Annotated in this window: 22 protein-coding genes and 1 pseudogene; all 23 read right to left on the bottom strand. The window is 41.4% G+C overall.

All coding sequences use genetic code 11. From position 1 onward, the window contains the following. Nucleotides 1-80 precede the first annotated feature (80 nt). Nucleotides 81-296 carry a calmodulin gene (locus AAGD16_RS05390; protein WP_377114124.1) on the bottom strand — a complete coding sequence of 72 codons (216 nt, stop codon included), beginning with the start codon at nucleotides 294-296 and terminating at the stop codon, nucleotides 81-83. 69 nt (nucleotides 297-365) lie between these two features. Next, nucleotides 366-578, bottom strand: a complete 213-nt coding sequence (locus AAGD16_RS05385; protein ID WP_008467121.1) for a calmodulin — start codon at nucleotides 576-578, stop codon at nucleotides 366-368. A 160-nt stretch (nucleotides 579-738) separates the two neighbouring features. Beyond that, nucleotides 739-951 (bottom strand): calmodulin, encoded by a 213-nt coding sequence (locus tag AAGD16_RS05380; protein WP_008467122.1) that lies wholly within the window; start codon nucleotides 949-951, stop codon nucleotides 739-741. Between the two features lie 575 nt (nucleotides 952-1,526). Beyond that, nucleotides 1,527-1,742: pseudogene (locus AAGD16_RS05375) on the bottom strand (TIGR02450 family Trp-rich protein). Nucleotides 1,743-1,811: 69 nt separating this feature from the next. Next, nucleotides 1,812-2,165 carry a cupredoxin domain-containing protein gene (locus tag AAGD16_RS05370; protein ID WP_036956935.1) on the bottom strand — a complete coding sequence of 118 codons (354 nt, stop codon included), beginning with the start codon at nucleotides 2,163-2,165 and terminating at the stop codon, nucleotides 1,812-1,814. A 22-nt stretch (nucleotides 2,166-2,187) separates the two neighbouring features. After that, on the bottom strand, nucleotides 2,188-4,431 hold the full coding sequence (locus tag AAGD16_RS05365) for a heavy metal translocating P-type ATPase (protein ID WP_377114119.1): 2,244 nt from the start codon (nucleotides 4,429-4,431) through the stop codon (nucleotides 2,188-2,190). Continuing rightward, the gene (locus AAGD16_RS05360; protein ID WP_028835350.1) at nucleotides 4,428-4,865 is read right to left on the bottom strand and encodes a MerR family transcriptional regulator; all 438 of its coding nucleotides are present in this window, start codon (nucleotides 4,863-4,865) and stop codon (nucleotides 4,428-4,430) included. Before AAGD16_RS05360 ends, AAGD16_RS05365 begins: the two co-directional genes overlap by 4 nt. Before the next feature lie 209 nt (nucleotides 4,866-5,074). Continuing rightward, nucleotides 5,075-5,572 carry a DUF2059 domain-containing protein gene (locus tag AAGD16_RS05355; protein ID WP_377114116.1) on the bottom strand — a complete coding sequence of 166 codons (498 nt, stop codon included), beginning with the start codon at nucleotides 5,570-5,572 and terminating at the stop codon, nucleotides 5,075-5,077. A gap of 131 nt (nucleotides 5,573-5,703) precedes the next feature. Beyond that, the gene (locus AAGD16_RS05350; RefSeq protein ID WP_013464546.1) at nucleotides 5,704-6,036 is read right to left on the bottom strand and encodes a Na+/H+ antiporter subunit G; all 333 of its coding nucleotides are present in this window, start codon (nucleotides 6,034-6,036) and stop codon (nucleotides 5,704-5,706) included. A 9-nt stretch (nucleotides 6,037-6,045) separates the two neighbouring features. Further along, a complete protein-coding gene (locus AAGD16_RS05345; RefSeq protein ID WP_008114565.1) occupies nucleotides 6,046-6,315 on the bottom strand; it encodes a K+/H+ antiporter subunit F in 270 nt (89 codons plus the stop codon). After that, nucleotides 6,309-6,845: a Na+/H+ antiporter subunit E gene (locus tag AAGD16_RS05340; RefSeq protein ID WP_016899457.1), complete on the bottom strand. Its 537-nt coding sequence runs from the start codon at nucleotides 6,843-6,845 to the stop codon at nucleotides 6,309-6,311. Before AAGD16_RS05340 ends, AAGD16_RS05345 begins: the two co-directional genes overlap by 7 nt. Next, complete coding sequence (locus AAGD16_RS05335; RefSeq protein WP_024602786.1) at nucleotides 6,845-8,362, bottom strand: monovalent cation/H+ antiporter subunit D; 1,518 nt, start codon at nucleotides 8,360-8,362, stop codon at nucleotides 6,845-6,847. The genes AAGD16_RS05340 and AAGD16_RS05335 overlap by 1 nt, the downstream gene beginning before the upstream one ends. Beyond that, nucleotides 8,359-8,706, bottom strand: a complete 348-nt coding sequence (locus tag AAGD16_RS05330; protein ID WP_013464542.1) for a Na+/H+ antiporter subunit C — start codon at nucleotides 8,704-8,706, stop codon at nucleotides 8,359-8,361. The genes AAGD16_RS05335 and AAGD16_RS05330 overlap by 4 nt, the downstream gene beginning before the upstream one ends. Then, nucleotides 8,706-11,498 carry a monovalent cation/H+ antiporter subunit A gene (locus AAGD16_RS05325; RefSeq protein WP_028835352.1) on the bottom strand — a complete coding sequence of 931 codons (2,793 nt, stop codon included), beginning with the start codon at nucleotides 11,496-11,498 and terminating at the stop codon, nucleotides 8,706-8,708. The genes AAGD16_RS05330 and AAGD16_RS05325 overlap by 1 nt, the downstream gene beginning before the upstream one ends. A gap of 289 nt (nucleotides 11,499-11,787) precedes the next feature. Beyond that, entirely contained in the window at nucleotides 11,788-12,927 is a 1,140-nt protein-coding gene (locus tag AAGD16_RS05320; RefSeq protein WP_377114109.1) for a hypothetical protein, read from the bottom strand. After that, on the bottom strand, nucleotides 12,911-13,783 hold the full coding sequence (nlpI, locus tag AAGD16_RS05315) for a lipoprotein NlpI (RefSeq protein ID WP_013464539.1): 873 nt from the start codon (nucleotides 13,781-13,783) through the stop codon (nucleotides 12,911-12,913). The genes AAGD16_RS05320 and nlpI overlap by 17 nt, the downstream gene beginning before the upstream one ends. A 185-nt stretch (nucleotides 13,784-13,968) precedes the next feature. Next, entirely contained in the window at nucleotides 13,969-16,095 is a 2,127-nt protein-coding gene (pnp, locus tag AAGD16_RS05310; RefSeq protein ID WP_013464538.1) for a polyribonucleotide nucleotidyltransferase, read from the bottom strand. Nucleotides 16,096-16,457: 362 nt separating this feature from the next. After that, nucleotides 16,458-16,727: a 30S ribosomal protein S15 gene (gene rpsO / locus AAGD16_RS05305; RefSeq protein ID WP_006793376.1), complete on the bottom strand. Its 270-nt coding sequence runs from the start codon at nucleotides 16,725-16,727 to the stop codon at nucleotides 16,458-16,460. 109 nt (nucleotides 16,728-16,836) lie between these two features. Continuing rightward, complete coding sequence (truB, locus tag AAGD16_RS05300) at nucleotides 16,837-17,781, bottom strand: tRNA pseudouridine(55) synthase TruB (RefSeq protein ID WP_054202156.1); 945 nt, start codon at nucleotides 17,779-17,781, stop codon at nucleotides 16,837-16,839. After that, on the bottom strand, nucleotides 17,781-18,188 hold the full coding sequence (rbfA, locus tag AAGD16_RS05295) for a 30S ribosome-binding factor RbfA (protein WP_008467148.1): 408 nt from the start codon (nucleotides 18,186-18,188) through the stop codon (nucleotides 17,781-17,783). The genes truB and rbfA overlap by 1 nt, the downstream gene beginning before the upstream one ends. A 157-nt stretch (nucleotides 18,189-18,345) precedes the next feature. Continuing rightward, nucleotides 18,346-21,003: a translation initiation factor IF-2 gene (gene infB / locus AAGD16_RS05290; protein ID WP_054202155.1), complete on the bottom strand. Its 2,658-nt coding sequence runs from the start codon at nucleotides 21,001-21,003 to the stop codon at nucleotides 18,346-18,348. A gap of 25 nt (nucleotides 21,004-21,028) precedes the next feature. Continuing rightward, nucleotides 21,029-22,528: a transcription termination factor NusA gene (nusA, locus tag AAGD16_RS05285; protein ID WP_010391392.1), complete on the bottom strand. Its 1,500-nt coding sequence runs from the start codon at nucleotides 22,526-22,528 to the stop codon at nucleotides 21,029-21,031. A gap of 38 nt (nucleotides 22,529-22,566) precedes the next feature. Continuing rightward, the gene (rimP, locus tag AAGD16_RS05280; RefSeq protein ID WP_008114543.1) at nucleotides 22,567-23,022 is read right to left on the bottom strand and encodes a ribosome maturation factor RimP; all 456 of its coding nucleotides are present in this window, start codon (nucleotides 23,020-23,022) and stop codon (nucleotides 22,567-22,569) included. Nucleotides 23,023-23,210 lie beyond the last annotated feature (188 nt).

The raw sequence follows: 23,210 nt of genomic DNA, 5'->3' as shown, positions 1-23,210 counted from the left end.
AAAGCAGCTGAGTATTTACTACTTAGCTGCTTTTTATGTCTCGTTTATAAATTACATAAACGCTTTCATCCGTAATGTAATTACTGAATTTTTGCGAACTCTTCTTTTGAAAGCTCACCGTTGCTATCAACATCTAAATCACCAAATAATTGAGCTAGTTGTGAGTTAGCTTGTGCTTCAGACTGGCTAATAACGCCGTCGCCATCAGTATCAAAAGAATCAAAGTCAACCGCAGCAAAAGCCGCTGAAGATGAAGCAAGTGCAATTAAAGCGAGTGTTTTAGTAAATGTTTTCATAATTAATCCTTAGGCTAAATGCCTTAATTAAAATGGTAAGAAGTCCTTTTCAAAGATCCTTAAGGGAAACTAGTACGCTGAAAATTCGTCTTTAGAAAGTTCACCATTACCATCTACATCTAGCTCTGCAAACTGCTCCATAAGCTCAGCAGCAACCGATGCCTCTGCTTGGCTGATGGTGCCACTGCCATCTACATCAAGCGTTTCAAAGTCTGTGCTTGCAAATACTGCAGATGAAGAAGCAAGCGCCATTAATACCAGTGTTGATTGTAACTTTTTCATAATATAATCCTTCAAAGTGTGCAATGTTCGTCAAATAAAAAATAATTGGCTCAAAACTATCAACCTCATATCCTTGCGATTCTTTGTCATAGGCTCCCTTGCCTATTTAGGTTGTCTTGGGCAACTCAGAATCAGTGGTAGTATTGAGCACTAAAGCTGGTTACGCCTTAGAAAACTCTGCTTTAGATAACTCACCGTTTTGGTCAGTATCAAGCTCAGTAAACTGGCTCATAAGTGAGGCGTCAACTGATGCTTCAGCTTGGCTAATAGCGCCGTTGCCATCCACATCGAGTGTGTCAAAATCGGTTGCTGCAAAAGCCGCTGATGAAGAAGCTAAAGCCATTAATACCAGTGTTGATTTAAGTGTTTTCATAATGTAATTCCTTCATTAGGTTGTGCAATGAAGCGATGTGCTTTATCACGTTTTCGCTAAATACAGCTTAGGTATTACAACTTCGATGCCATGTTTTTAAAGTTATTTAAAAACATGTAGTTAGAATGATTTTGAAGCATTTTAATAAAAATAAACCATGATTTTGTTGCTTTTTAGCAACAACCACTGGGGCTGAAATAAATAAACATTTAAAATCAATAAGTTAAATTATAATAAAAAGAAACATGGGAATGAGAAAACCGGAAAAATCATGTTTAGAGCAGTTATGAGAATAAACCGACTCTGAACACATGCGCCATGCTTACTTTAACGGTATAAAATAGTACGTATAACGCATTGAAATATAAAAACTAAAATAATATTTAGATTATTTTTATAAAAACGTTTGAAGAACGATTTAAAAACTATCGTTTTGTTGCCAAATGGCGAATTGGGATGAAAAAAGCTGTATTAAAGGAGAGTCGCTAGCAATGTGTTGTTCTAAAAAACAATAAACTAGTCGCTCATACTCATAAGGGCTATGAGCATGAGCAATGTGTTTTACAAAGTCTGCTTTATTTCCAACCTTGCAGCCATTTTTGTTGATCTTTTAAATCGCGCCACTGAATTGGGTATTGGTTTTTTGACATTACCGCCTAAGTGATACATTCAACGACGTTGCCGTCTTCATCAAACTCAACCTCAACAATAATAAAATGTTTTTCCTTATTAATTGCTGGGATCGCTGTCCATTTACTATTAAGCAGTTTTTTAGGATTTAATTTATTCATACTACGCCTTCTAAGTTTTCTGCTTGAACATACGCATCAGAGCCATTTTTAGTTTTATTAATCTAGTATTCAAGACACTAATAACGTGCCTTTGTACATTTGCATTTGGCAATGAAAAGCATATTCACCCACTTTAAGTGCCGGCAGCTCAACAGTGTTATTCTCACCCATAGCGAGCGTTTTACTGATATCGAGTGAAGGAAACACCACCGTTTCGGCGCATGGGGCGCTGTCTTGTCGATTAAACGTCAGCGTTATTTTTTTATCAGCAGCCACTTTAATATGGGCAGGATAATAAACGCCGTTATTAACCACTATCGTTATTTTGTTATTATTACTCTGCACTTGCTTAGGTTTGTATAGCCAAAACCAGTATATAATAACCGCAATTAACAACGCGCCGAGTATATTGATCATCAACATAATGCTACTCCTATTTATAAAATTACGATTTACTGGGTTTAAAAAAGCGCAGGCGATTGGCGTTTGTGACCACAGTTAGTGATGACAACGCCATAGCCGCACCTGCAACAACCGGGTTGAGTAATATACCAAAGAATGGATATAACAGCCCCGCAGCAATTGGAATACCTGCCACATTGTAAATAAATGCACCAAATAAATTTTGCTTAATATTGACTATAGTGGCGCTACTAATCGCAATGGCATCGCCAAGACTCTGTAATGAACCACGCATTAAGGTGATATCAGCGCTCTCTATCGCCACATCGGTGCCAGTGCCAATAGCAAACCCAACATCAGCCTGTGCCAGTGCCGGCGCATCGTTTATACCATCACCCGTCATACCGACTATTTCACCTTTAGCTTGGCGTTTAGTTACTTCACTGGCTTTGTCATCAGGCATTACTTGGGCAATAAAGTCCTTAATACCGACTTTGTTAGCGACGGCTCTGGCGGTAGCTTGGTTATCACCGGTCAGCATAACAACATGGATACCTTTTTTTTGTAGACGTTTAATAGCCTCTGCTGAATCGTCTTTTATCGGATCGGCTACCGCTATAATGGCTTGTAGTTGGGTATCAATAGCAAAATACATTGGCGTTTTAGCGGCGCTGGCTAATTGCTCAGCTTGCTCTTTTGCCTCTGCAATACTGATATTGTGTTGGCTCATAAGCGCTTCATTGCCAAACAATAAAGTTTGCCCATTTAATGTGCCTGTAACACCTTGCCCCGTCACAGCGTTAAAATCGCTGACTTTTTCAATCGTGATATCTTCATTTTCAGCATAACTTACAATAGCTTGCGCTAAAGGATGTTCAGAGCCGCTTTCAAGACTAGCGGCAAGCTTTAGCACGTGTACTTTATCGCTGTCATTAAAATTAATGATATCGGTAACGGTGGGTTTTCCTTCTGTGATCGTGCCAGTCTTATCTAAAATCATGGTGGTTATTTTAGAGGTGGTTTGCAGTGCTTCTCCATTACGAATAAGTATTCCCGATTCAGCGGCTTTACCTATCCCAACCATAATTGACATAGGGGTTGCTAAACCCAGCGCACACGGACAGGCAATGATAAGCACCGTGGTCACGGCCACTACCGCATAAGCAATGCTCGGCTCGGGGCCAAAATTAAGCCATGCAAGGCCCGCGAGCACTGCAATAATCATTACCGTAGGAACAAATACGCCGGATATTACATCGGCTAAACGCCCTATGGAGGGTTTAGAATTTTGTGCTCGTTTAACCATATTAATAATAGTGGCAAGTGTGGTTTCACTGCCAATATGGGTGGCTTTAAATAGCAACGTGCCACTTTTATTAATGCTGCCTGCAACAATGGTATCGCCCTCACTTTTGTTGACTGGCATAGGCTCACCCGTGAGCATTGACTCATCCACTAAGCTGCTACCTTCAATGACTTCACCATCCACGGGGATTTTTTCACCGGGGCGTACACGCACAGTCTCGTTTTTTAGTACCTCACTAATAGCTATATCTTGCTCTTTGTTATCACGCACTACCCGAGCGGTTTTTGGCTGCAAACCGATTAAGCGTTTTATCGCCTCAGAAGTACGACCGCGGGCTTTTACTTCAAAGGCAAGGCCTAGGCTAATTAAACCGATGATCATCGCTGAGGCTTCAAAATAAACATGCCTGGCCACCTCGGGTAACACGCTTGGCGCAATGACTACCACCATAGAATACAACCACGCGGTACCTGTGCCCAATGCAATCAGTGTATCCATATTGGCGGTGTGGTTTTTAAATGACTGCCATGCGCCGTTGTAAAACTGTTTACCCGCAATGGCCATAACCACTAAAGTGACTATACCAACAATAAACCAGCCAATGCGCTGCGCGTTGGTGGTGACACTCATATCAAAAATAAGCCCATACAACATAAGCGGAGCGCCAACGCCTAGCGCCAATACCATATTTCGCATTAGCTTTTTATAGTGTGCGCTATCGGCTTTGGCTTTTTCATCTAGCGCGTCTTGCTCCGACTCGCTATTCATTGGCTTAGCCTTGTAACCAATATTTTCGACTGCTTCAATCAGCTCAGCTGATGGCGCATTGCCTTCAACTTGCACACTGCGATCAGCAAAGTTCATTTCAACACGCTGCGCACCTGATACGCTTTTTAGCGCTTTTTCTATTTTTGCGACGCAGCTGCCGCAATTGGCACCTTCAATTATAAAATTTTGCACTGTGTCTTTATTGTTGCTCATTTTGCTTCCTCGGAACTCACTTGTTCGTTAAGGGGATCTACAAAGGTCTCAATTAAACTACATATATCGGCACTTACAGCACCATCGCTTGAGTTTTCCCACTGTTTTACCGCTGCTTGCATACGCGTTCTTAGTTTGAGTGTTTCTTGAAATAACCGCTCTGTTTCTTCAAGTCGCTTTGCAATTAATTGTCGTGTCAGTGGGCATGGGCAATTCCCTTGCTCCGACTGAGCAACTATTTGCTGAATATCTTTAATAGAAAAACCAAGTTGCCGTGCACTAATAATAAACTTTAAACGCTGTTGATCGGCAGCAGTATACACTTGATAGCCATTGCTTTGGCTACGAATGGGGTTAAGTAGCTTTATACGCGTGTAGTGCCGCACAGTGTCTTGGGTTACACCCATAGCGTTAGCTAATTGCTTTACGTACATCACTAAATCTCTGGTTATTTAATGACAATATAATAAACCTATGTGTAACACACAGGTCAACCGCTATTTTAAATCTCAGGGAATGCGTTATCGGCACATTAAATAAGTGATTACGTTTGCTTAAAGAAGAAGAAGAATACAGCAATCACAAAATAGTGACTGCTAGAAAATGTAGACGTTATTTTGCTACGAGTTAAGTTAACTATAGTTTAATTAGCTTCGCTACGCGATTCCTTAAGTGCTTCACCTAGCTGCCCAGCAATTGCTTGGATCTCAGGCATGGCTTCTTGCACTAGAGATTGTGACATTTGCATAGATGCTTGCATCACCTGTGGCATTTTTTTCAAAATAGCTTGCCCTGACTCTGTTTTATAAAAATCGAGCATATCGCTAATCTCTTGCTCACTAAATTGCTTATCATAAAGGTTAACCATCATAGGCTGCATTTTTTGCCAGCTCATTTTGGTTTTTAGCACCTCAGTCATATCGGCATAATATTTGTCAAATATTGGCTTTTCATCTGGCTTTACCCCCATTTGCACAGACATATTTTGCATCATGCCCTCAACTTGAGAATACATAGAGTCAACCATAGCGTCCATATCCATCACCTCTACCAGCTCATCAATTTTTTGTTGCTTAGTAGTTTGCGCTGCATATAGGCTAGTTGAAAAAATAAGTAGTGATAAAAGTAATACCTTACCCATATTAATATCCTTTTTGTATTTGAATTTACGCCATACTCACATGTTCAATAAATGTTGTAAATGGGAACAACCAAAAAAACAAAAAGCCGAATAACTACCATTATTCGGCTTTTTGTCGTTTATTGTTAGGGTTAATCTTTTTCGATATTATCGAGTCCTTTCGTTCCATCTTTGGCTTTTAACTTATGATGAATAGCGGTTTTAATTAGCATATAACCACTAATGGGCGCCGTGATTAATAAAAATATAGTGATTAATATTTCTTTTACGCTTAAGCCACTAGCTGAATTGGCAAAAAATACCATCGCAGCCGTGAGTATACTTGCCATCCCTAAAGTGGTTGCTTTAGTTGGCCCATGTAAACGCATAAAAAAGTCCGGCAGTTTAATTAAGCCAATAGAGCCAATTAAAATAAAGAGCCCACCTAACAACAGCAATATTGATACGATCCATTCACTTATCATTTTAATACCTTACTCAATTATATCGCCACGAAGTAAATACTTACATACTGCCACCGTACTTATAAAGCCTAACATTGCGATAAGCAAAGCGGCTTCAAAATATAAACCTGTTCCCATACTGATGCTATATAAAATAATCAATGCAATAACGTTAATGTACATTGTATCGAGCGCCAAAATACGATCTGGTACTGATGGACCAATAATAAGTCGCCATAAATTTAGTAGTAATGACAATCCAACCATTGAAAAAACAATCAGTAATACTGTATCTAACATTGAAATATCTCCTTTAGGGGAGCTTCGTAGCGTGCTTTAATTTGTTTGATAAGTGCTTGCTCATCATCTAAATCTAACACGTGAATTAATAAATATCGCTGCGCCGGTTCATCGTCTTCATTAAGTGACTTAATGAGAGGATAAACCTCAGCACTTACTGTACCCGGCGTTAAAGACACACAACTAGCTAAAATAGTAATTGGCATTTCATGCATTAAATCGATAGGCACTTTAACAAAACCTGGACGTAAATTTTTTGAAGGGCCCAATATTAATAAGGCCACTTGTAAATTAGCCACAATAATATCGTAAAGCACAATAAGTAACTGCTTAAACGCCAAGCCAGGCTTTAATATGAGTGGTTGTGGATCTCTAAACGACATACTAAATAAAGGAATAAGCAGTGCTAACAATGCACCCAATATAATATGCCCTACAGACACACTGTTATTTAATAATAGCCATACTATAAATAAAAATAGACTACGAAACGGTGTGGGTAACCAACGAAAACGAGCTTCTAAGCGCATTACAGACCTCCCTTGAGTACCGCATTAATACCACCACTAATATCGTGAAGTTGTGTTGCTGTTTCAAGTGCATATTGCGTTGCCAAATCACCAAAAACAACCAACAGTATTGAGCTTGTGAGCAGGCCAACAAGTACGATAACTTGCAACGGATGTGCATTAGCAACATCAGCAGCCTCACCGCCTTTGTCTTTATGCTCCCAAAACAAACTCGTGCCTGCACGTGATATAGCAACAATTAACGCTAAGCTCATAATTAAGTAAACAGGCCAAAATACCAGTGCTTGCTCACTGTTTAAGGTGGTTTTTAAAATCCAAATTTTACCTACAAAACCTGAAAGTGGCGGCATACCTATGACGGTTAGTCCAGCGATAATAAAACACGCTCCCAACAAGAATGGTTGTTTAACTGCGCGTCCGCCAACTAATCTGTCGCCGGCTTTACCTCGCTGAGTTGCAATTAAATCAGCCAGTAAAAATAGTGCTGCAGTCACTAACGTTGAGTGCACCAAATAATACAATAGTGCAGCTGTGGCGTTTATATTTTGAAGTGCAACCAGTGCCACTAAAGTACCCACAGAAACCAGTACTAAGTTTGCGGTAAGCTTACGTAAATCTTGTGCTGCCAACACCCCGATTGCCCCAATCACTATGGTAGCAATGGCCAACGCCCATAGCCAAGACTGCGCCATATGCTCAAGTTCACCGGCTTGCTCACCAAATACCACTGTATATACGCGTAAAGTGGCGTAAACACCTACTTTGGTCATAATCGCGAATAATGCAGCAACCACAGGTGTCGCACTTGAATAGGCATTTGGGAGCCATAAATGCAGTGGTAATAGTGCACTTTTAAGGGCAAATACCACAAGCAATAGTAACCCGCCCGCTTTAGCTAAATAAACATCATCACCAGTTAACTGCGGTACTTTATTAGCCATATCAGCAATGTTTAGGGTACCCAATACCCCATATAAAATACCTAAGCCGATTAAAAATACACTTGAGCCAACTAAGTTTAAAATAACGTAATGCAGTGCTGCACGTGTTTTTGGTTTACCGCCGCCGTGCATTAATAGCGCATAAGAAGCAATTAGTAACACTTCAAAAAAGACAAAGACGTTAAATAAATCGCCCGTTAAAAACGCACCATTTACCCCTAATATTAAAAAATGAACCAAGGGATGGAAAAAGCTGCCTTGCTCGTCATCGCCGGCACACCCATATAAAACCACACCAAGACCTAAAAAGGCGGTTAAAGTAACCAGTAAAGTTGAGAGCATATCTGCTACCAGTACAATACCAAACGGCGCTGACCAGTTACCGATTGCATAAACAATAATCCCGTTATCTTTAACCTGAACCAGCAGTAATACTGTAATTACAAAGGTTAAAATAGCCATTAGGCTTGAAGTTAATCGCCGTGCAAATAAACTTTTGCCACACGGTGGCAGTAGCAGAATGATTGCCGCTAGCATAGGCATTAAAACAGGCAAAGATGCTAAATGCTGAATCATTTTCTCTCCTTGCGTTTACTTCTGGTTAGGGTGCCATCAACATGATCATTCCCTAAATCTGCTCGCCCTCGTATCGATAAAATAACCACAAACGCAGTCATGGCAAATCCTATCACAATAGCTGTTAATACTAAGGCTTGTGGCAGTGGATCGGCGTAATCAGCGCCAGTTCCAAGTACCACCGCTTTATTGATAGTTAAGCGCCCTGATGAGAATAAAAACAAATTAACCGCGTAAGAAATCATTGTCAGCCCCAGTACCACTGGGAATGTGCGCGCTCTTAATAATAAGAACACACCACAGGTGACTAGCACGCCAACGCAAGATGCGTATAACAGTTCCATTAAATATTTACCTCTTCTTTCTCTGCGTTCGCTGTCATATTACCTAAGCTCGCAAGGATCATTAGCGTCGCGCCAACAACGGTTAAGTACACGCCCAAGTCAAATACAATGGCGCTAGCTAGCTCTGTTTTACCAACAAACGGAATATCAAAGTAATCAAACCAGGTAGTTAAGAATGGTTTATCGAAGAACCAACTTCCGACACCCGTAAACATGGCGATAGCGATACCTGATGCAATAATTTTTCGATAGTTAACATCAAAACGTTCATTAATCCATGCAGTACCATGGGCCATATATTGTAAAATAAAGGCAATAGAGGTCACGAGGCCGGCAATAAATCCACCGCCCGGTAAGTTATGACCACGTAAGAAAATATAAGCGGATACTAATAGCGCCAATGGTAATAAGCTTTGTGAAATACAAGCCAATAAAATAGGGTGACGGTCTTTAGACCATGGGCGCCCTTCACTGTCGCTTGCTGGCATATAAAGCGGAATTCTTGATAACAGTTTAAATATACCCAGTGCTGCAATCCCTAACACGGTGATTTCACCTAAGGTATCAAAGCCCCTAAAATCAACTAAAATAACGTTAACAACGTTAGTACCCCCACCGCCTGTTTTAGCATTAGCAACAAAGAATTCAGAAATTGAATTAAGAGGACGGGTCAGTAATGCATAACAAATACTAGCAATAATTACCCCCACCGTAGAGGAAATAACCACATCACGTAAAATACGCAACGAGCTTGACTCTCTTGGCGTACTTTGCGGTAAGAAAAACAGTGCCAACATTAATAATATGATGGTCGCAACTTCTACTGTAAGTTGCGTTAAGGCCAAGTCAGGCGCTGAAAAACGTGTAAACGCTACCGACACCATTAATCCCACAATCGACAGCATTAATAACGACACCATCCGAATTCGATGCCAAATAACGGTAGCAATAGCACCAATAATCAGTAGCCCTGCACCTATAGCATTTTGAATATCAACTGGGGTGTTAGGTACACTGCCAGCTAGCTGTTTCATTTCAAATAATGGCCAACCTGAGGCAAGTAATACAACACCTAACATAATAAATACATAGCGTTGTAATGAGCCATTTTCTGTTGATTGGATTTTGTTTTGACACCAATTAACCACAACCGCTAAAAAACGCTCGAAGATTTTTTTAGCGTTAAAAGGAGGTAACGACGCCTGAAACTGGAACAAGTACTTACGATTAACGTAAATAAATAAACCACCAATCACCGCCATACCACTCATAAGTAGAGGTAAATTGAAACCATGCCAAATAGTTAGCTTGTACTCAGGCATAGCTTGGCCAAGCACCGCCAATGAGGCAGCCGATAAAATACCATCTACTGCAAAGTGCGGAAAAATCCCCACTAAAATACACAGCACCACTAAGATTTCGATTGGCACTCGCATATAACGTGGTGCCTCATGAGGAGTGCGTGGTAAGTCTATCGGTTCACCATTAAAGAACACGTCATGAATAAAGCGAGATGAGTACGCTACCGACAGCGCACCTGCAACGGTTGCCAGCACAGGAATTAACCACGACATAGAGCCAAGTACTTGCTGATGCAGTGTTTCAGCAAAAAACATTTCTTTTGACAAGAAACCATTTAATAGCGGCACACCCGCCATAGCGGCAGCGGCCACCATCGCCAATGTGGCCGTATAAGGTAAGTAGCGCCACATGCCATTGAGTTTGCGCATATCACGCGTGCCGGTTTCATGGTCAATAATACCCGTGGCCATAAATAACGACGCTTTAAACGTAGCATGGTTAATAATATGAAAAATAGCGGCTACGGTTGCAAGTTGTGTGTCTAGGCCGAGTAATAGAGTAATTAGGCCTAAATGACTAATTGTTGAATAGGCTAATAAGCCTTTTAAGTCATGTTTGAATAGCGCGATGTAAGCGCCAAATAAAAGTGTAGTTAAACCCGTCAAACCGACTAATAAAAACCAAGTGTCGGTACCCGCCAGTGCTGGATAAAAACGCGCAAGTAAAAAGATACCCGCTTTTACCATAGTGGCAGAGTGTAAATAGGCACTAACCGGTGTAGGTGCTGCCATGGCATGGGGTAACCAAAAATGAAACGGAAATTGTGCAGACTTGGTAAAGGCGCCTAGTAATACTAGCACCAGCGCTAATTCGTATAAATCATGTGATTGAATAATCGCTTTGCTAGCTAAAATAGTGTCTAGGTTGTAGCTTCCAACAATATCACCTAGCAGCATTAAGCCGCCCAGTAATGCTAAACCACCCGCACCGGTTACCGCCAGTGCCATTCGCGCCCCCTTGCGCGCCTCTGATTTATGCCACCAGTAACTAATCAACAAGAACGAGCTAATACTGGTTAGCTCCCAAAATACCCATAACTGAATCACATTGTTTGACATAACAATGCCCAGCATGGCGGTCATAAATAACATTAAGTAACTAAATAGCTTTGGCAGTGAATCGTTTTGACTTAGGTAATAACGGGCATACAAAATAACCAGCAGCCCTATTCCTAAAATCATAAATAAAAACAGTAAACTCAATCCATCTAAGCGTAAGGAAATATCCAGCCCTAAAGCAGGTATCCACTGCGCGCTAAAACGAATGGTTTCTCCCGCGAGAACCGCAGGCGCATGATAAAGTGTAATTGCAAGCGCGGCTAAAGGCGCAATAGCCGTTAGGCTCGTTGCCTGATTTCGAGAAAGTTTGCCGGTGCATGCAGAAATAACACTGCCTAATAAGGATAACAGGGGTATCCAGAGCAAAGTCATAATGAAGGGCCTTTTTGAATCATAAAGTTTATCAATTCGCTACTTGTTATTATTAAATACCAAAGTGACTTGGGTATACGTTTTATATCTGTTTTTTAACAACATTAATACGTACAGTTATACTGATAAACACGGTTTTTGTCTATAGAAAGCGCTTCTAGCGGGGCAATAATCAAACAAAAAAGTCTATAAATTAATGAACTGGGATAAAACCGGCTCAGCTTTTAAGCAGTTTTAATAGGCTCATATAATCATTGGTTAAACAACCTAAAAGCACTCTATTTAATGATTAAAAGCGCGGGAATAAATCTGCATGTTGCTCTATATGAGTTTGCCACAAAGCCCGATATTGCTCTGAAAGTCCAACCTGTTGATATTGCATAATAGACCACTGTGCGCTTGGCTTATAAGCAACACCTCCTTGCTGACAGCTTTTGCTTTTGTGCCATCCTTTTGGCGCATCAGTGTTATGAGCAATAAACAAGTTAGGGGCAACCAACCCCTCAAGCTGACAAAGCCAAGCTTGTTTTTTTGCTGGTAAAGCGTATTCATCTTCAAAACCATTAAAGTGCATTAATTCATGTAAAAAGACTGCATAATTAGCCTGCGAGTTAATATGCATTAAGCCCTGATGCACATTGGCAGTACCTTGCTTGGGCATCATAATCGCAAAATCGAATCCTTTAGGAAGCCGCTGCTTAAGTGATGACTGTTGCCAATCGCACTGCGCAAGCGTTGCTTTAGTGCTGTTACAAGCAATTGCATTACCAACATATATAGGCTTTGAAAAACAAAATGCATTACTACTAGGCTCTGGGTGTTGTGCGTATTTTTTCACAAAGTGGTTGAGCCTATATAAACCATCACGGTGATCGCTCAGCATTAGCACATTAAATGTGCATTGCTTTTGTATCTCAATTTGCTCGCTCGCTACCAAAAACCCTAATTTATTCATAAAGGGTTGGTTTAATGCATCTGAGGGAGCACGCTGTTGTAACTGTAAATGATAAAAGGCATCCCCTTTAGGGAGCTTATTGTGGGCTTTTAATAACGCTAAATCTTGCCAGCGCTGCTGAGCAAGCAATAAAGCTGCGAGATGTTTTTGTTGTTCAATTGTTATCTCATTGAGGCTTGCTTGCCAAAAAAGCTTGGCGGTTTCAGTTTGATTATTGGTTAATAATGATAACCCATATCCGTATTGTGCATGGGCTATTTTATTGCGTGCTAAGGTTGCTAATGAGGTCGGGGGAAGTTGTAAAATATGCGATGCAAAGTAACCAGGAAATTGCCAATAACTGTCAATTACATTGGCTTTGGCGTGCAATACTTGCCAAAAGCCAATGCTATTTTGTTTATTACTGGAGCCACTAATTAAGCTAGTGCACAGTAATAAAATACTTAATTTAAAAAAATTAGCCCGCGCTTTCACTTGCCATCAACTCAAGCTCTAAACGTGCATATTTATATTCTATAAATTCATGAACGTTCGTGGCCAGCGCCAACTTAAAGTAATCTGTTGCAATTGAAAGCTCACCTGCGGCTTGGTGCTGTTTAGCTAAGTAAAAATAAGCTTCACATAAACGTTGAGCATATTCTTGTTGTGAACTTACACCATCGGCTATGCCTGAAAAAAATGCTTTTTCACTCATATCACCTACATACAAGGCAATAAGCTGATATGCCCATTCGTTTTCATCAAGGGCTGCCGCATTGGCTTTTAACGAAGCGAGTGCCTGAGTTTTATCTTGTGCCGCTTGCGCTAAATAAAGCCACAGCACACGATAAGGATCGTTAGGAGAGCGCTCCAAGAACGTTTTAAAGTCATCTTTTGCAAGCGTGGCTCTATCGCCATAGTACAAAGCAATACCGCGATTTAAATACGCATATTCATGTTCTTGGTCTAACTCTATGGCTGAATCAAAGTACTCGTATGCTTTTTCGTATTGCTGCATCAAGGTATGTTGAATCCCCAAAAAGTTATACACCTCGGCTAAATCAGGCTTCAGTTTAACTGCTCGGTTAAAATCAATTCGCGATAAAGTGGTCATGCCTAAGCTATCAAAAAGCACACCACGGTCATAATACAGCTTTGCTTGTTGCTCTGTACTTAAGTCTGCCCTATTTAATAGTTCTGAAAAACGAGCAATGGCAATTTCATTTCTAAAGTCTGATGCAAGTGGCGCAGTAAATGGCACATTAATAATAGCAGCGGGTTTAGTAGTAGCCTGACAAGCGCTTAAAGACAAAATAGCAAAAGATGCCAAGGCTAAATGTTTAAGTCTCATTAAAATCCTTAATACCGAGGTAAGTAGCAAATAGATAAGACATAAGCTGTCTTGTAAGGTTCATTCTTGTTATATGTTACTTAACGTCTTGAACATAATAGGTTGCTAACATTAAAGCATAAAAAAAGGGGCTAAACAGCCCCCTTTTATACTATCCAGTAATTATCTGGATGAAAGATTAGCAATTACGCGTCTTTAGACTCGTCAGCTGCAGGTGCTGCTGATTCCATTGCTTCTTTAATACTTAGACGTACACGGCCTTGGCGGTCTACTTCTAGTACTTTAACTTTAACTTCTTGACCTTCACTAAGGTGATCAGCAACGTTGTTAACACGCTCTGTGCTGATTTGTGAGATATGCACTAGGCCATCTTTACCAGGAAGAATATTTACAAACGCACCGAAGTCAACGATACGTACAACTTTACCTTCGTAGATAGTACCAACTTCAAGCTCAGCAGTTAATTGCTCAATACGGCTAATTGCATTTGCTGCACTTTCACCGTCTGTAGCAGCAATTTTGATTGTGCCATCATCACCGATTTCAATCGTAGTACCTGTTTCTTCAGTAAGTTGACGAATAGTTGCGCCACCTTTACCGATTACTTCAGCAATTTTCTTCTGTGGGATTTGCATCGTGTAAATACGCGGAGCAAACATAGATAACTCTTCAGAAGGTGCAGAAATCGCTTCGTCCATCACACCTAGAATGTGTAAACGAGCTGCTTTAGCTTGCTTAAGCGCGATTTGCATGATTTCTTGCGTGATACCTTCAATCTTGATATCCATTTGTAGTGCAGTGATACCGTTAGTTGTACCCGCTACTTTAAAGTCCATGTCACCTAAGTGATCTTCATCACCTAAGATATCTGAAAGTACTACAAAGTTTTCTTCTTCTTTAACTAGGCCCATCGCGATACCCGCAACAGAGGCTTTAATTGGTACACCCGCGTTCATAAGCGCTAGAGACGTACCACAAACCGATGCCATTGAAGATGAACCATTTGATTCAGTGATTTCAGATACAACACGAATTGAGTAAGGGAACTCAGTTAATGTTGGCATTACAGCTTGGATACCACGCTTAGCTAGGTTACCGTGGCCGATTTCACGACGCTTAGGAGAACCTACAAAACCCGTTTCACCTACACAGAATGGAGGGAAGTTGTAGTTAAGCATAAAGTGGTTTTTGTGCGTGCCAGTTAAATCATCGATTAACTGTGAGTCACGTTCTGTACCAAGTGTTGCTGTTACTAATGCTTGCGTTTCACCACGTGTAAAGATTGCAGAACCGTGAGTACGTGGAAGTACGCCAGTCATTACATCTAGTGCACGGATCATATCTGGTTCACGACCATCGATACGTTTTTCGCCAGCAGCGATACGGCCTCGAACGATTTTCTTCTCAAGTGAACCGAATACTTTACCTACTTCTTGCTTATCAAGCGTTTCGCCTTCAGCAAGTTCGCTAGTAAGCGCTTCAACTACGGCATCTTTTGCTGCAGTTAATGCTTCTTTACGCGCTACTTTATCAGTAATACGGTAAGCTTCGCCTACTTTATCAGCAGCAAGTGTTGCTACTTTCTCTTCTAATGCAACGTTTTTCTCAGGTGCAGTCCAATCCCAAGTAGGCTTGCCTGCTTCTGCTTTAAATTCGTTGATTGCCTTGATGATAGACTGTGATTGCTCATGGCCGTATACAACTGCGCCTAGCATTACGTCTTCAGCAAGTACGTCTGCTTCTGATTCAACCATAAGTACGGCGTTATCAGTACCAGCAACAACTAAATCAAGTTGGCTTTCTTCAAGCTCTTTTAGTGTTGGGTTAAGTACGTATTCACCGTTGATGTAACCAACACGTGATGCACCAATTGGACCGCTGAACGGAATACCAGAGATAGCAAGTGCTGCTGATGTACCAATCATCGCAACCATATCAGGTTGGATTTCAGGGTTTACAGAAACAACCGTCGCGATAACTTGTACTTCGTTTACGAAACCATTTGGAAAAAGTGGACGAATTGGACGGTCAATAAGACGTGCAATTAGCGTTTCGCCATCGTTAGGACGACCTTCACGCTTAAGGAAACCACCTGGGATACGACCTGCAGCGTACATACGCTCTTGGTAGTTAACTGTTAGTGGGAAAAAGTCTTGGCCTGGTTGAGCTTCACGCTTACCAACAACCGTTACGAGTACTGACGTGTCGCCAATGCTTGCTAGTACTGCGCCGTCTGCTTGACGAGCGATAGCACCTGTTTCTAGCGTCACTGTGTGTTGACCTAGTTGAAATTCTTTTATAATTGCTTGCACTTAAAATATTCCTTAAATGTATTTTTAGTATTAATTAAGTTTTCATCAAAGTACCAATTACAGTACATAATTGTATTCAGTTGGAAATCAATTAAGTACTACAATTGGCAATGATGTAAATAACCGTAGATAAACCTTTTTATCTACGCGCCATAGTATATAACAAAGTCAGGTAAAATTGCGAGCTTAGCACCGAGATAAAATAGTGCTTGCAGCAATGTCAAAAACATTCGCTTTGTGAAAGATAATAGTATGGCTTTTATTCGATATTTCAAGGGGTTTACTAAGAAGTACTGGGGAAGACGAGAAAATTCAGACACAAAAAAAGGAGCTAAAAAGCTCCCCTTTTGATAATCAAGTTCTTAGCGACGTAGGCCAAGCTCTTTGATTAACGCAGTGTAACGCGAGATATCTTTACCTTTAAGGTAATCAAGCAGTTTACGGCGAGTGCTTACTTTACGAAGCAGACCACGACGTGAGTGGAAGTCATGCTTGTGATCAGCAAAGTGACCTTGAAGCTTGTTGATATCAAAAGTAAGTAATGCTACTTGTACTTCAGGTGAACCAGTGTCGCCTTCAGCGCGTGCGAATTTAGCAATGATATCGATTTTTTCTTGATTGCTTAGTGACATAATAACTCCAAAAGTTAAATTTAATAGGTGCTTTAGCCGATCACTAATTCAGCCAAAACGATTAAGCGGGCGTATTCTACCAATTATCAGCATAACTACAAGTTAAACTTTACTCTGGTTGCTGATTAGACAAGCCGCGCTTTGATTTTAAATGGCCATCAGGATTACGTTCGCCCGTACCAATAAAAATTCCGTCAGCCAGGACTTTAATTGCACCTTCAGGCAGGGCTTTACCCAACACCACAGCTTGACCATGGCTAAATGCCATTCCCTGCTCTTTAGTAATTTCCACAACGGGTAAATCAACTAACGCGGTATCCATTGGCAATAATAGTTCGTCAAGGTAAGTGGAAGGCGCAACGTCTTGTTCTTTCGCTTGATTCAATAACGCTTCTAACTGCTCAAGTGTGACCATTTTATCTGCAGGGTAATGCCCAACAGCACTACGATGCAGCATAATCACATGCGCGCCGCAGCCTAAGTTTTCACCTAAGTCATCAACGATAGTACGAATATACGTACCTTTAGATACATGTGCAGTCATTTGTATCTCGTTAGCTTGCTCATCAAACTCATCAAGCGTTAAGCTAAATACGTTAATTTTTCGACATTTGCGAGGAACTTCTATGCCTTCACGCGCATATTTATATAAAGGTTTACCTTCATATTTAAGCGCTGAATACATTGATGGATATTGGTCTGACTCACCTAAAAACTTAGCAATCTCTTCGCTTAGTAATTGGGAAGTAACATTCACATCGCGAGTTTCGACCACTTCGCCATCTGAGTCTGATGTGGTAGTACGTTCACCTAGCTTAGCTCGAACAACATAGGTTTTATCTGTATCGAGTAAAAACTGGGTAAACTTAGTCGCTTCACCAAAACAAATTGGCAGCATGCCGGTCGCAAGCGGATCAAGCGCACCTGTGTGCCCCGCTTTTTGCGCAAAATAAATACCTTTTGCCTGCTGTAATGCCTTGTTTGATGAAATGCCTTCTGGTTTGTTTAACAACAAAATACCATCAACTGGACGGCCTTTACTGCGTCTTGCCATTAGTCTTTAGTGCCTTCTTCGCTATCTGTTTCATCATCAACATGCTTAGCATTATCTTCACGAATGATAGAGTCCACTAAGTTAGAGATGCGCATCCCTTCCATTAATGAGTTATCAACCACAAATTTAAGCTCTGGCATAATACGTGCGCGAATACGTTTACCTAGTAACGAACGGATATAGCCCGTTGCTTCGTTCAGTACTTTTGCACTCTGTTTTGCTGCATTTTCGTCTTCAGTGTTAAACACCGTGATAAAAACTTTGGCATAAGATAAATCGCGTGATACTTCTACCGCAGACACTGTCACCATGCCTAAGCGCGGATCTTTAATTTCGCGTTGTAGAATCACAGCAATTTCTTTTTGAATTTGCTGAGCAACACGATCAGTGCGAGAAAATTCTCTCATTTCACTTTCCTAAAATTATAACTTATTGAAAAACAATAATAAGTTAACTAAATAATGGATACACAAATGGGGGCTGAGCCCCCATTTAAAATCTTAGCATAGGGTATGTTGGGCTATCGAGGTACAACCTTGAATGTCCAACACCACCTAACAACAATTAAAGACTACGTTGTACTTCAACTGTTTCAAATACTTCGATTTGGTCACCAACGCGAACGTCATTGTAGTTCTTAACGCCGATACCACATTCCATGCCGTTACGAACGTCTTGTACGTCATCTTTAAAGCGACGTAATGACTCAAGTTCACCTTCGTAAATAACCACGTTATCACGAAGTACACGAATTGGTGCGCTACGTTTGATAGTACCTTCAGTAACCATACAACCAGCAATTGCGCCAATTTTTGGAGACTTAAATACATCACGTACTTCAGCAAGACCAATGATCTCTTGTTTAAACTCAGGAGCAAGCATACCAGACATGGCTTGCTTAACTTCTTCGATAAGTGCGTAAATTACGCTGTAGTAACGAAGGTCTAAGTTTTCAGAGTCAATCACTTTACGCGCTGATGCATCGGCACGAACGTTAAAGCCAACTACGATTGCGTTAGACGCTGCAGCAAGAGTTGCATCTGTTTCAGTGATACCACCAACACCAGAACCAACAATCTTCACTTTTACTTCATCAGTAGAAAGTTTAGTTAGTGAGTCTGAAATTGCTTCAATTGAACCTTGAACGTCTGCTTTAAGTACCACGTTAACTTCAGACACGTCGCCTTCAGTCATGTTAGTAAACATGTTTTCAAGCTTCGCTTTTTGCTGACGCGCTAATTTAACATCGCGGAATTTACCTTGACGGTAAAGTGCAACTTCACGTGCTTTACGCTCGTCTTTAACTACTGTCGCTTCATCACCTGCAGCTGGAATACCAGAAAGACCTAAAATCTCAACAGGGATAGAAGGACCCGCAGATTTAATGTCTTTACCGTTTTCATCGCGCATTGCACGAACACGGCCATACTCAAGACCACATAATACAATGTCACCTTGGTTAAGCGTACCTGATTGAACAAGAATAGACGCTACTGGACCACGGCCTTTATCAAGACGTGATTCAATAACAACACCTGCAGCCATACCTTCGCTAGGTGCATTTAGTTCTAACAGCTCAGATTGCATTAATACTGCTTCTAAAAGGTCATCAATACCAAGACCTGTTTTAGCTGAGATGTGAACGTATTGCGTATCACCGCCCCAATCTTCTGGGATAACGTCTAGCTGAGCTAGCTCGTTTTTAACACGGTCTGGATCTGCGCCTTCTTTATCCATTTTGTTAACAGCAATGATTAAAGGAACGCCAGCTGCGCGAGCATGCTGTACCGCTTCTTTAGTTTGTGGCATTACACCATCATCGGCTGCAACTACTAGGATTACGATATCAGTCGCTTTTGCACCACGAGCACGCATAGATGTAAATGCGGCGTGACCCGGAGTATCTAGGAAAGTGATCATGTTGCCGTTAGTTTCAACGTGGTATGCACCAATGTGCTGCGTAATACCACCGGCTTCGCCTGAAGCAACTTTAGCTGAACGAATGTAATCAAGCGTTGACGTTTTACCGTGGTCAACGTGACCCATAACAGTTACTACTGGAGCGCGAGGCTCAGACTTACCATCTTCATGGCGGTCGTTAAGTACTGTTTGCTCTAATTCGTTTTCTTTAACGATGATAACTTTATGGCCCATTTCTTCTGCAACAAGTTGCGCAGTTTCTTGGTCAATAACTTGGTTAATCGTAACCATGTCACCCATTTTCATCATTGTTTTTACAACTTCAGCGCCTTTAACAGCCATGCGTGACGCAAGCTCAGCAACTGTAATTGTTTCACTAATACGCACTTCGTTTTTAACATCAGCCGTTGGTTTTTGGAAACCGTGCTGTAATGACGCTGGCGCTTTTAGCTTACCTTTTTTACCTTTAGACGCTGCAAATTTATCTTTTGCTGGCGCTTTTTTCTTTTTCTTCGCACGGCGTGAGCCTTGCTCTTCGCGAGCATCTGCTACATCTTCTGCTTCACGTGCGTAAGTTGAAGTCGTAAGGTGGTGATCCGCGGTTTCTTCGCGTTTCTTACGTTCTTCTTCTTCTTTCTTCCAGCGTGCTGAATTCTCTTCAGCTAGCTTTCTTGCCTCTTCTGCTTGACGTTTCGCTTCTTCTTCAGCTTTCTTCAATGCGGCCTCTTCTGCTTCTTTTTGCAGACGCTCAGCTTCGATGCGATCTTTCTCAGACTTAGCACTTTGCTCAGGGGTCATCTGCTGTTGTTTCGCTTTACGCTCAGCATCTGCTTTGCGTTTAGCTTCTTCTTTGGCTTTACGATCAGCGTCTTCTTTCGCTTTACGTTCTGCCTCTTGTTTCGCTTTCAATTCTGCGGCTTCTTGTTCAGCTTTTTGCTGCTCTTCAAGACGCGCTTTTTCTTCAGCGGCTAGACGTTGCTGTTCTTGCTCTTGCTCAACAGCACTTTTTTTCACGTAAGTGCGGGTTTTGCGAACTTCAACTTGCACAGCCTTTGCTTTACCCGTAGAGCCAGTCACACTTAATGTGCTTTTGCTCTTACGTTGCAATGTCATACGCGCTGGACCTTCAGATCCAGTACCGCCATGTTGCTTGCTTAGGTGATCAAGTAACGTTGCTTTTTCAGCTTCTGTTACATTATCGCCTGCTTGTTTAGTAATACCGGCTTGTGAAAACTGCTGTAGCAATTTATCAACAGTTGTACCTATATCACCGGCTAGTTTTTCAACATTTACTTCTGCCATAGTCTCTAATACCTCCGTTAATAAATTACTCGTCTGCAAACCAACAAATATTACGTGCAGCCATAATTAGCTCGCCCGCTTTCTCTGCAGATAGCTCTGTAATATCTACAAGCTCATCAATGCCTTGCTCAGCTAAGTCTTCAAGTGTTACTACACCCTTGCTTGCCATAACAAATGCTAAATGACGCTCTAAGCCTTCAAGCGCAAGTAAGTCTTCAGCAGGCTCAGCGCCTTCTAAGCTTTCTTCCGTTTTAAGGGCTTTCGTTGTTAATGCATCTTTTGCACGTGAACGTAATACGTCCACTGTTTCTTCATCTAAGCCATCGATTTCTAAAAACTCAGAAGCAGGTACATACGCAACCTCTTCAAGTGTTGAGAAACCTTCGTTGATAAGTAATGACGCAAACTCGTCATCAATATCTAAGTTTTCAGTAAATAAGTTAATTAACTTATCTGACTCAGCTTCGTTCTTAGCGCGCATTTCATCAACGGTCATTACGTTTAATTCCCAGCCAGTTAACTGGCTTGCTAAACGTACGTTTTGACCATTACGACCAATAGCTTGTGCTAAGTTATCAGCTTCAACAGCAATATCCATTGAGTGAGTGTCTTCATCCATTACGATTGAAGCCACTTCTGCTGGTGCCATTGCGTTAATAACAAACTGTGCTGGGTTGTCATCGTAAAGTACGATATCAACACGCTCACCGCCAAGTTCTGACGATACCGCTTGAACACGTGCGCCACGCATACCAACACACGCACCTACAGGGTCTATACGCTTATCATTAGACTTAACTGCGATTTTAGCGCGTGAACCTGGATCACGAGCTGCGGCACGTAATTCAATCATCTCTTCGCCAATTTCTGGCACCTCAATGCGGAATAATTCCATCAGCATTTCTGGTTTAGAACGGGTTACAAATAACTGTGCACCACGTGCTTCTGGTTTAACTTCATATAGAAGACCACGAATACGATCGCCTGGGCGGAAGTTTTCACGTGGCAGCATGTCGTCACGGTAAATAACCGCTTCTGCGTTATTACCTAAATCAAGTACGATTGCATCACGCGTTGCTTTTTTAACAACACCCGTTACTAGCTCGCCTTGCTGATCTTTGTACGCTTCAACCACTAAGGCACGCTCTGCTTCACGTACTTTTTGTACGATTACTTGCTTAGCCATTTGTGTTGTTATGCGGTCAAATTTAATTGATTCAATCTGCTCTTCTACGTAGTCGCCCATTTTCAAGTCTGGTTCTTCAACTTGAGCAGCTTCTAACGTGATTTCGCTGTATGGATTCTCTAAAGAACCATCTTCTAATACTTCAGCTATTTGCCAGCGACGGAATGTATCGTAATCGCCAGTTTTACGGTCAATTGCAACACGTACATCAATTTCACCATCATGCTTTTTCTTTGTCGCTGTCGCTAATGCGAACTCTAGAGCTTCAAAAATCTTTTCTTTTGGAACCGCTTTCTCATTGGAAACGGCTTCAGCAACCAATAATATCTCTTTTGCCATGGGTAATGCCTCGCTTGCCCTATTCCTTCGCACTCGAATTAAAACTTTGCGATTATGTTCGCACGTTCAATGTTACTAAGCATGATTAAATGCTCTGCACCATCGCTAGATAATGTGATCATATCGCTGCTAACTGCTATTAAGTCGCCTTTAAAATTACGGCGACCGTCTTGTGGAAGCTTAGTACGCACGCGTACTTCCTCTCCTTGCGCCTGCTCGTAGTGATCTTGTTTGAATAATGGACGATCAACACCAGGAGACGACACTTCCAAATCATATTCGTTTGTAATCGGGTCTTCGACGTCTAAAATCGCACTAATTTGACGACTGGCATCTGCGCAGTTGTCAACTGAAATCCCATCCTCATGAGCAATGTATACTCTTAAGGTAGAATGGCGACCCGCTTGTACAAACTCAAGCCCATGTAATTCAAAGCCTAACATTTCTACCGCAGGCGTTAACATGGTTACTAAATCTTGTTCAAGTTTTGTCACGAAAATCCTCCATACAAACAAAAAAAGGGCTTATAGCCCTAAAATACTGAGTTTAAATTTTGATTTAATCGATAAACATTAAATCAAACGGTGCAGATACAACAACGCCCCGAACCAAGCGGGGCGTCACACCAAAAAACGCAAAACTGTGTGGCCTAGGGCCTAGCTTGGTTGCGAGTCAGTACCCT

The organism is Pseudoalteromonas sp. M58, from assembly GCF_042604605.1.
GTDB lineage: Bacteria > Pseudomonadota > Gammaproteobacteria > Enterobacterales > Alteromonadaceae > Pseudoalteromonas > Pseudoalteromonas tetraodonis.
This window is presented reverse-complemented; position numbering and strand designations above follow the sequence as displayed.

What these genes read in the sequence shown, in the direction of transcription:
- AAGD16_RS05335 (WP_024602786.1), bottom strand. Translation starts at nt 8,362, where the DNA reads ATGATTCAGCATTTAGCATCTTTGCCTGTTTTAATGCCTATGCTAGCG.
- AAGD16_RS05355 (WP_377114116.1), bottom strand. Translation starts at nt 5,572, where the DNA reads ATGGGTAAGGTATTACTTTTATCACTACTTATTTTTTCAACTAGCCTA.
- AAGD16_RS05365 (WP_377114119.1), bottom strand. Translation starts at nt 4,431, where the DNA reads ATGAGCAACAATAAAGACACAGTGCAAAATTTTATAATTGAAGGTGCC.
- AAGD16_RS05330 (WP_013464542.1), bottom strand. Translation starts at nt 8,706, where the DNA reads ATGGAACTGTTATACGCATCTTGCGTTGGCGTGCTAGTCACCTGTGGT.
- truB (WP_054202156.1), bottom strand. Translation starts at nt 17,781, where the DNA reads ATGGCAAGACGCAGTAAAGGCCGTCCAGTTGATGGTATTTTGTTGTTA.
- AAGD16_RS05360 (WP_028835350.1), bottom strand. Translation starts at nt 4,865, where the DNA reads ATGTACGTAAAGCAATTAGCTAACGCTATGGGTGTAACCCAAGACACT.
- rbfA (WP_008467148.1), bottom strand. Translation starts at nt 18,188, where the DNA reads ATGAGAGAATTTTCTCGCACTGATCGTGTTGCTCAGCAAATTCAAAAA.
- nlpI (WP_013464539.1), bottom strand. Translation starts at nt 13,783, where the DNA reads ATGAGACTTAAACATTTAGCCTTGGCATCTTTTGCTATTTTGTCTTTA.
- rpsO (WP_006793376.1), bottom strand. Translation starts at nt 16,727, where the DNA reads ATGTCACTAAGCAATCAAGAAAAAATCGATATCATTGCTAAATTCGCA.
- AAGD16_RS05390 (WP_377114124.1), bottom strand. Translation starts at nt 296, where the DNA reads ATGAAAACATTTACTAAAACACTCGCTTTAATTGCACTTGCTTCATCT.
- AAGD16_RS05370 (WP_036956935.1), bottom strand. Translation starts at nt 2,165, where the DNA reads ATGTTGATGATCAATATACTCGGCGCGTTGTTAATTGCGGTTATTATA.
- AAGD16_RS05345 (WP_008114565.1), bottom strand. Translation starts at nt 6,315, where the DNA reads ATGTTAGATACAGTATTACTGATTGTTTTTTCAATGGTTGGATTGTCA.
- AAGD16_RS05340 (WP_016899457.1), bottom strand. Translation starts at nt 6,845, where the DNA reads ATGCGCTTAGAAGCTCGTTTTCGTTGGTTACCCACACCGTTTCGTAGT.
- AAGD16_RS05380 (WP_008467122.1), bottom strand. Translation starts at nt 951, where the DNA reads ATGAAAACACTTAAATCAACACTGGTATTAATGGCTTTAGCTTCTTCA.
- AAGD16_RS05325 (WP_028835352.1), bottom strand. Translation starts at nt 11,498, where the DNA reads ATGACTTTGCTCTGGATACCCCTGTTATCCTTATTAGGCAGTGTTATT.
- infB (WP_054202155.1), bottom strand. Translation starts at nt 21,003, where the DNA reads ATGGCAGAAGTAAATGTTGAAAAACTAGCCGGTGATATAGGTACAACT.
- AAGD16_RS05350 (WP_013464546.1), bottom strand. Translation starts at nt 6,036, where the DNA reads ATGATAAGTGAATGGATCGTATCAATATTGCTGTTGTTAGGTGGGCTC.
- nusA (WP_010391392.1), bottom strand. Translation starts at nt 22,528, where the DNA reads ATGGCAAAAGAGATATTATTGGTTGCTGAAGCCGTTTCCAATGAGAAA.
- AAGD16_RS05385 (WP_008467121.1), bottom strand. Translation starts at nt 578, where the DNA reads ATGAAAAAGTTACAATCAACACTGGTATTAATGGCGCTTGCTTCTTCA.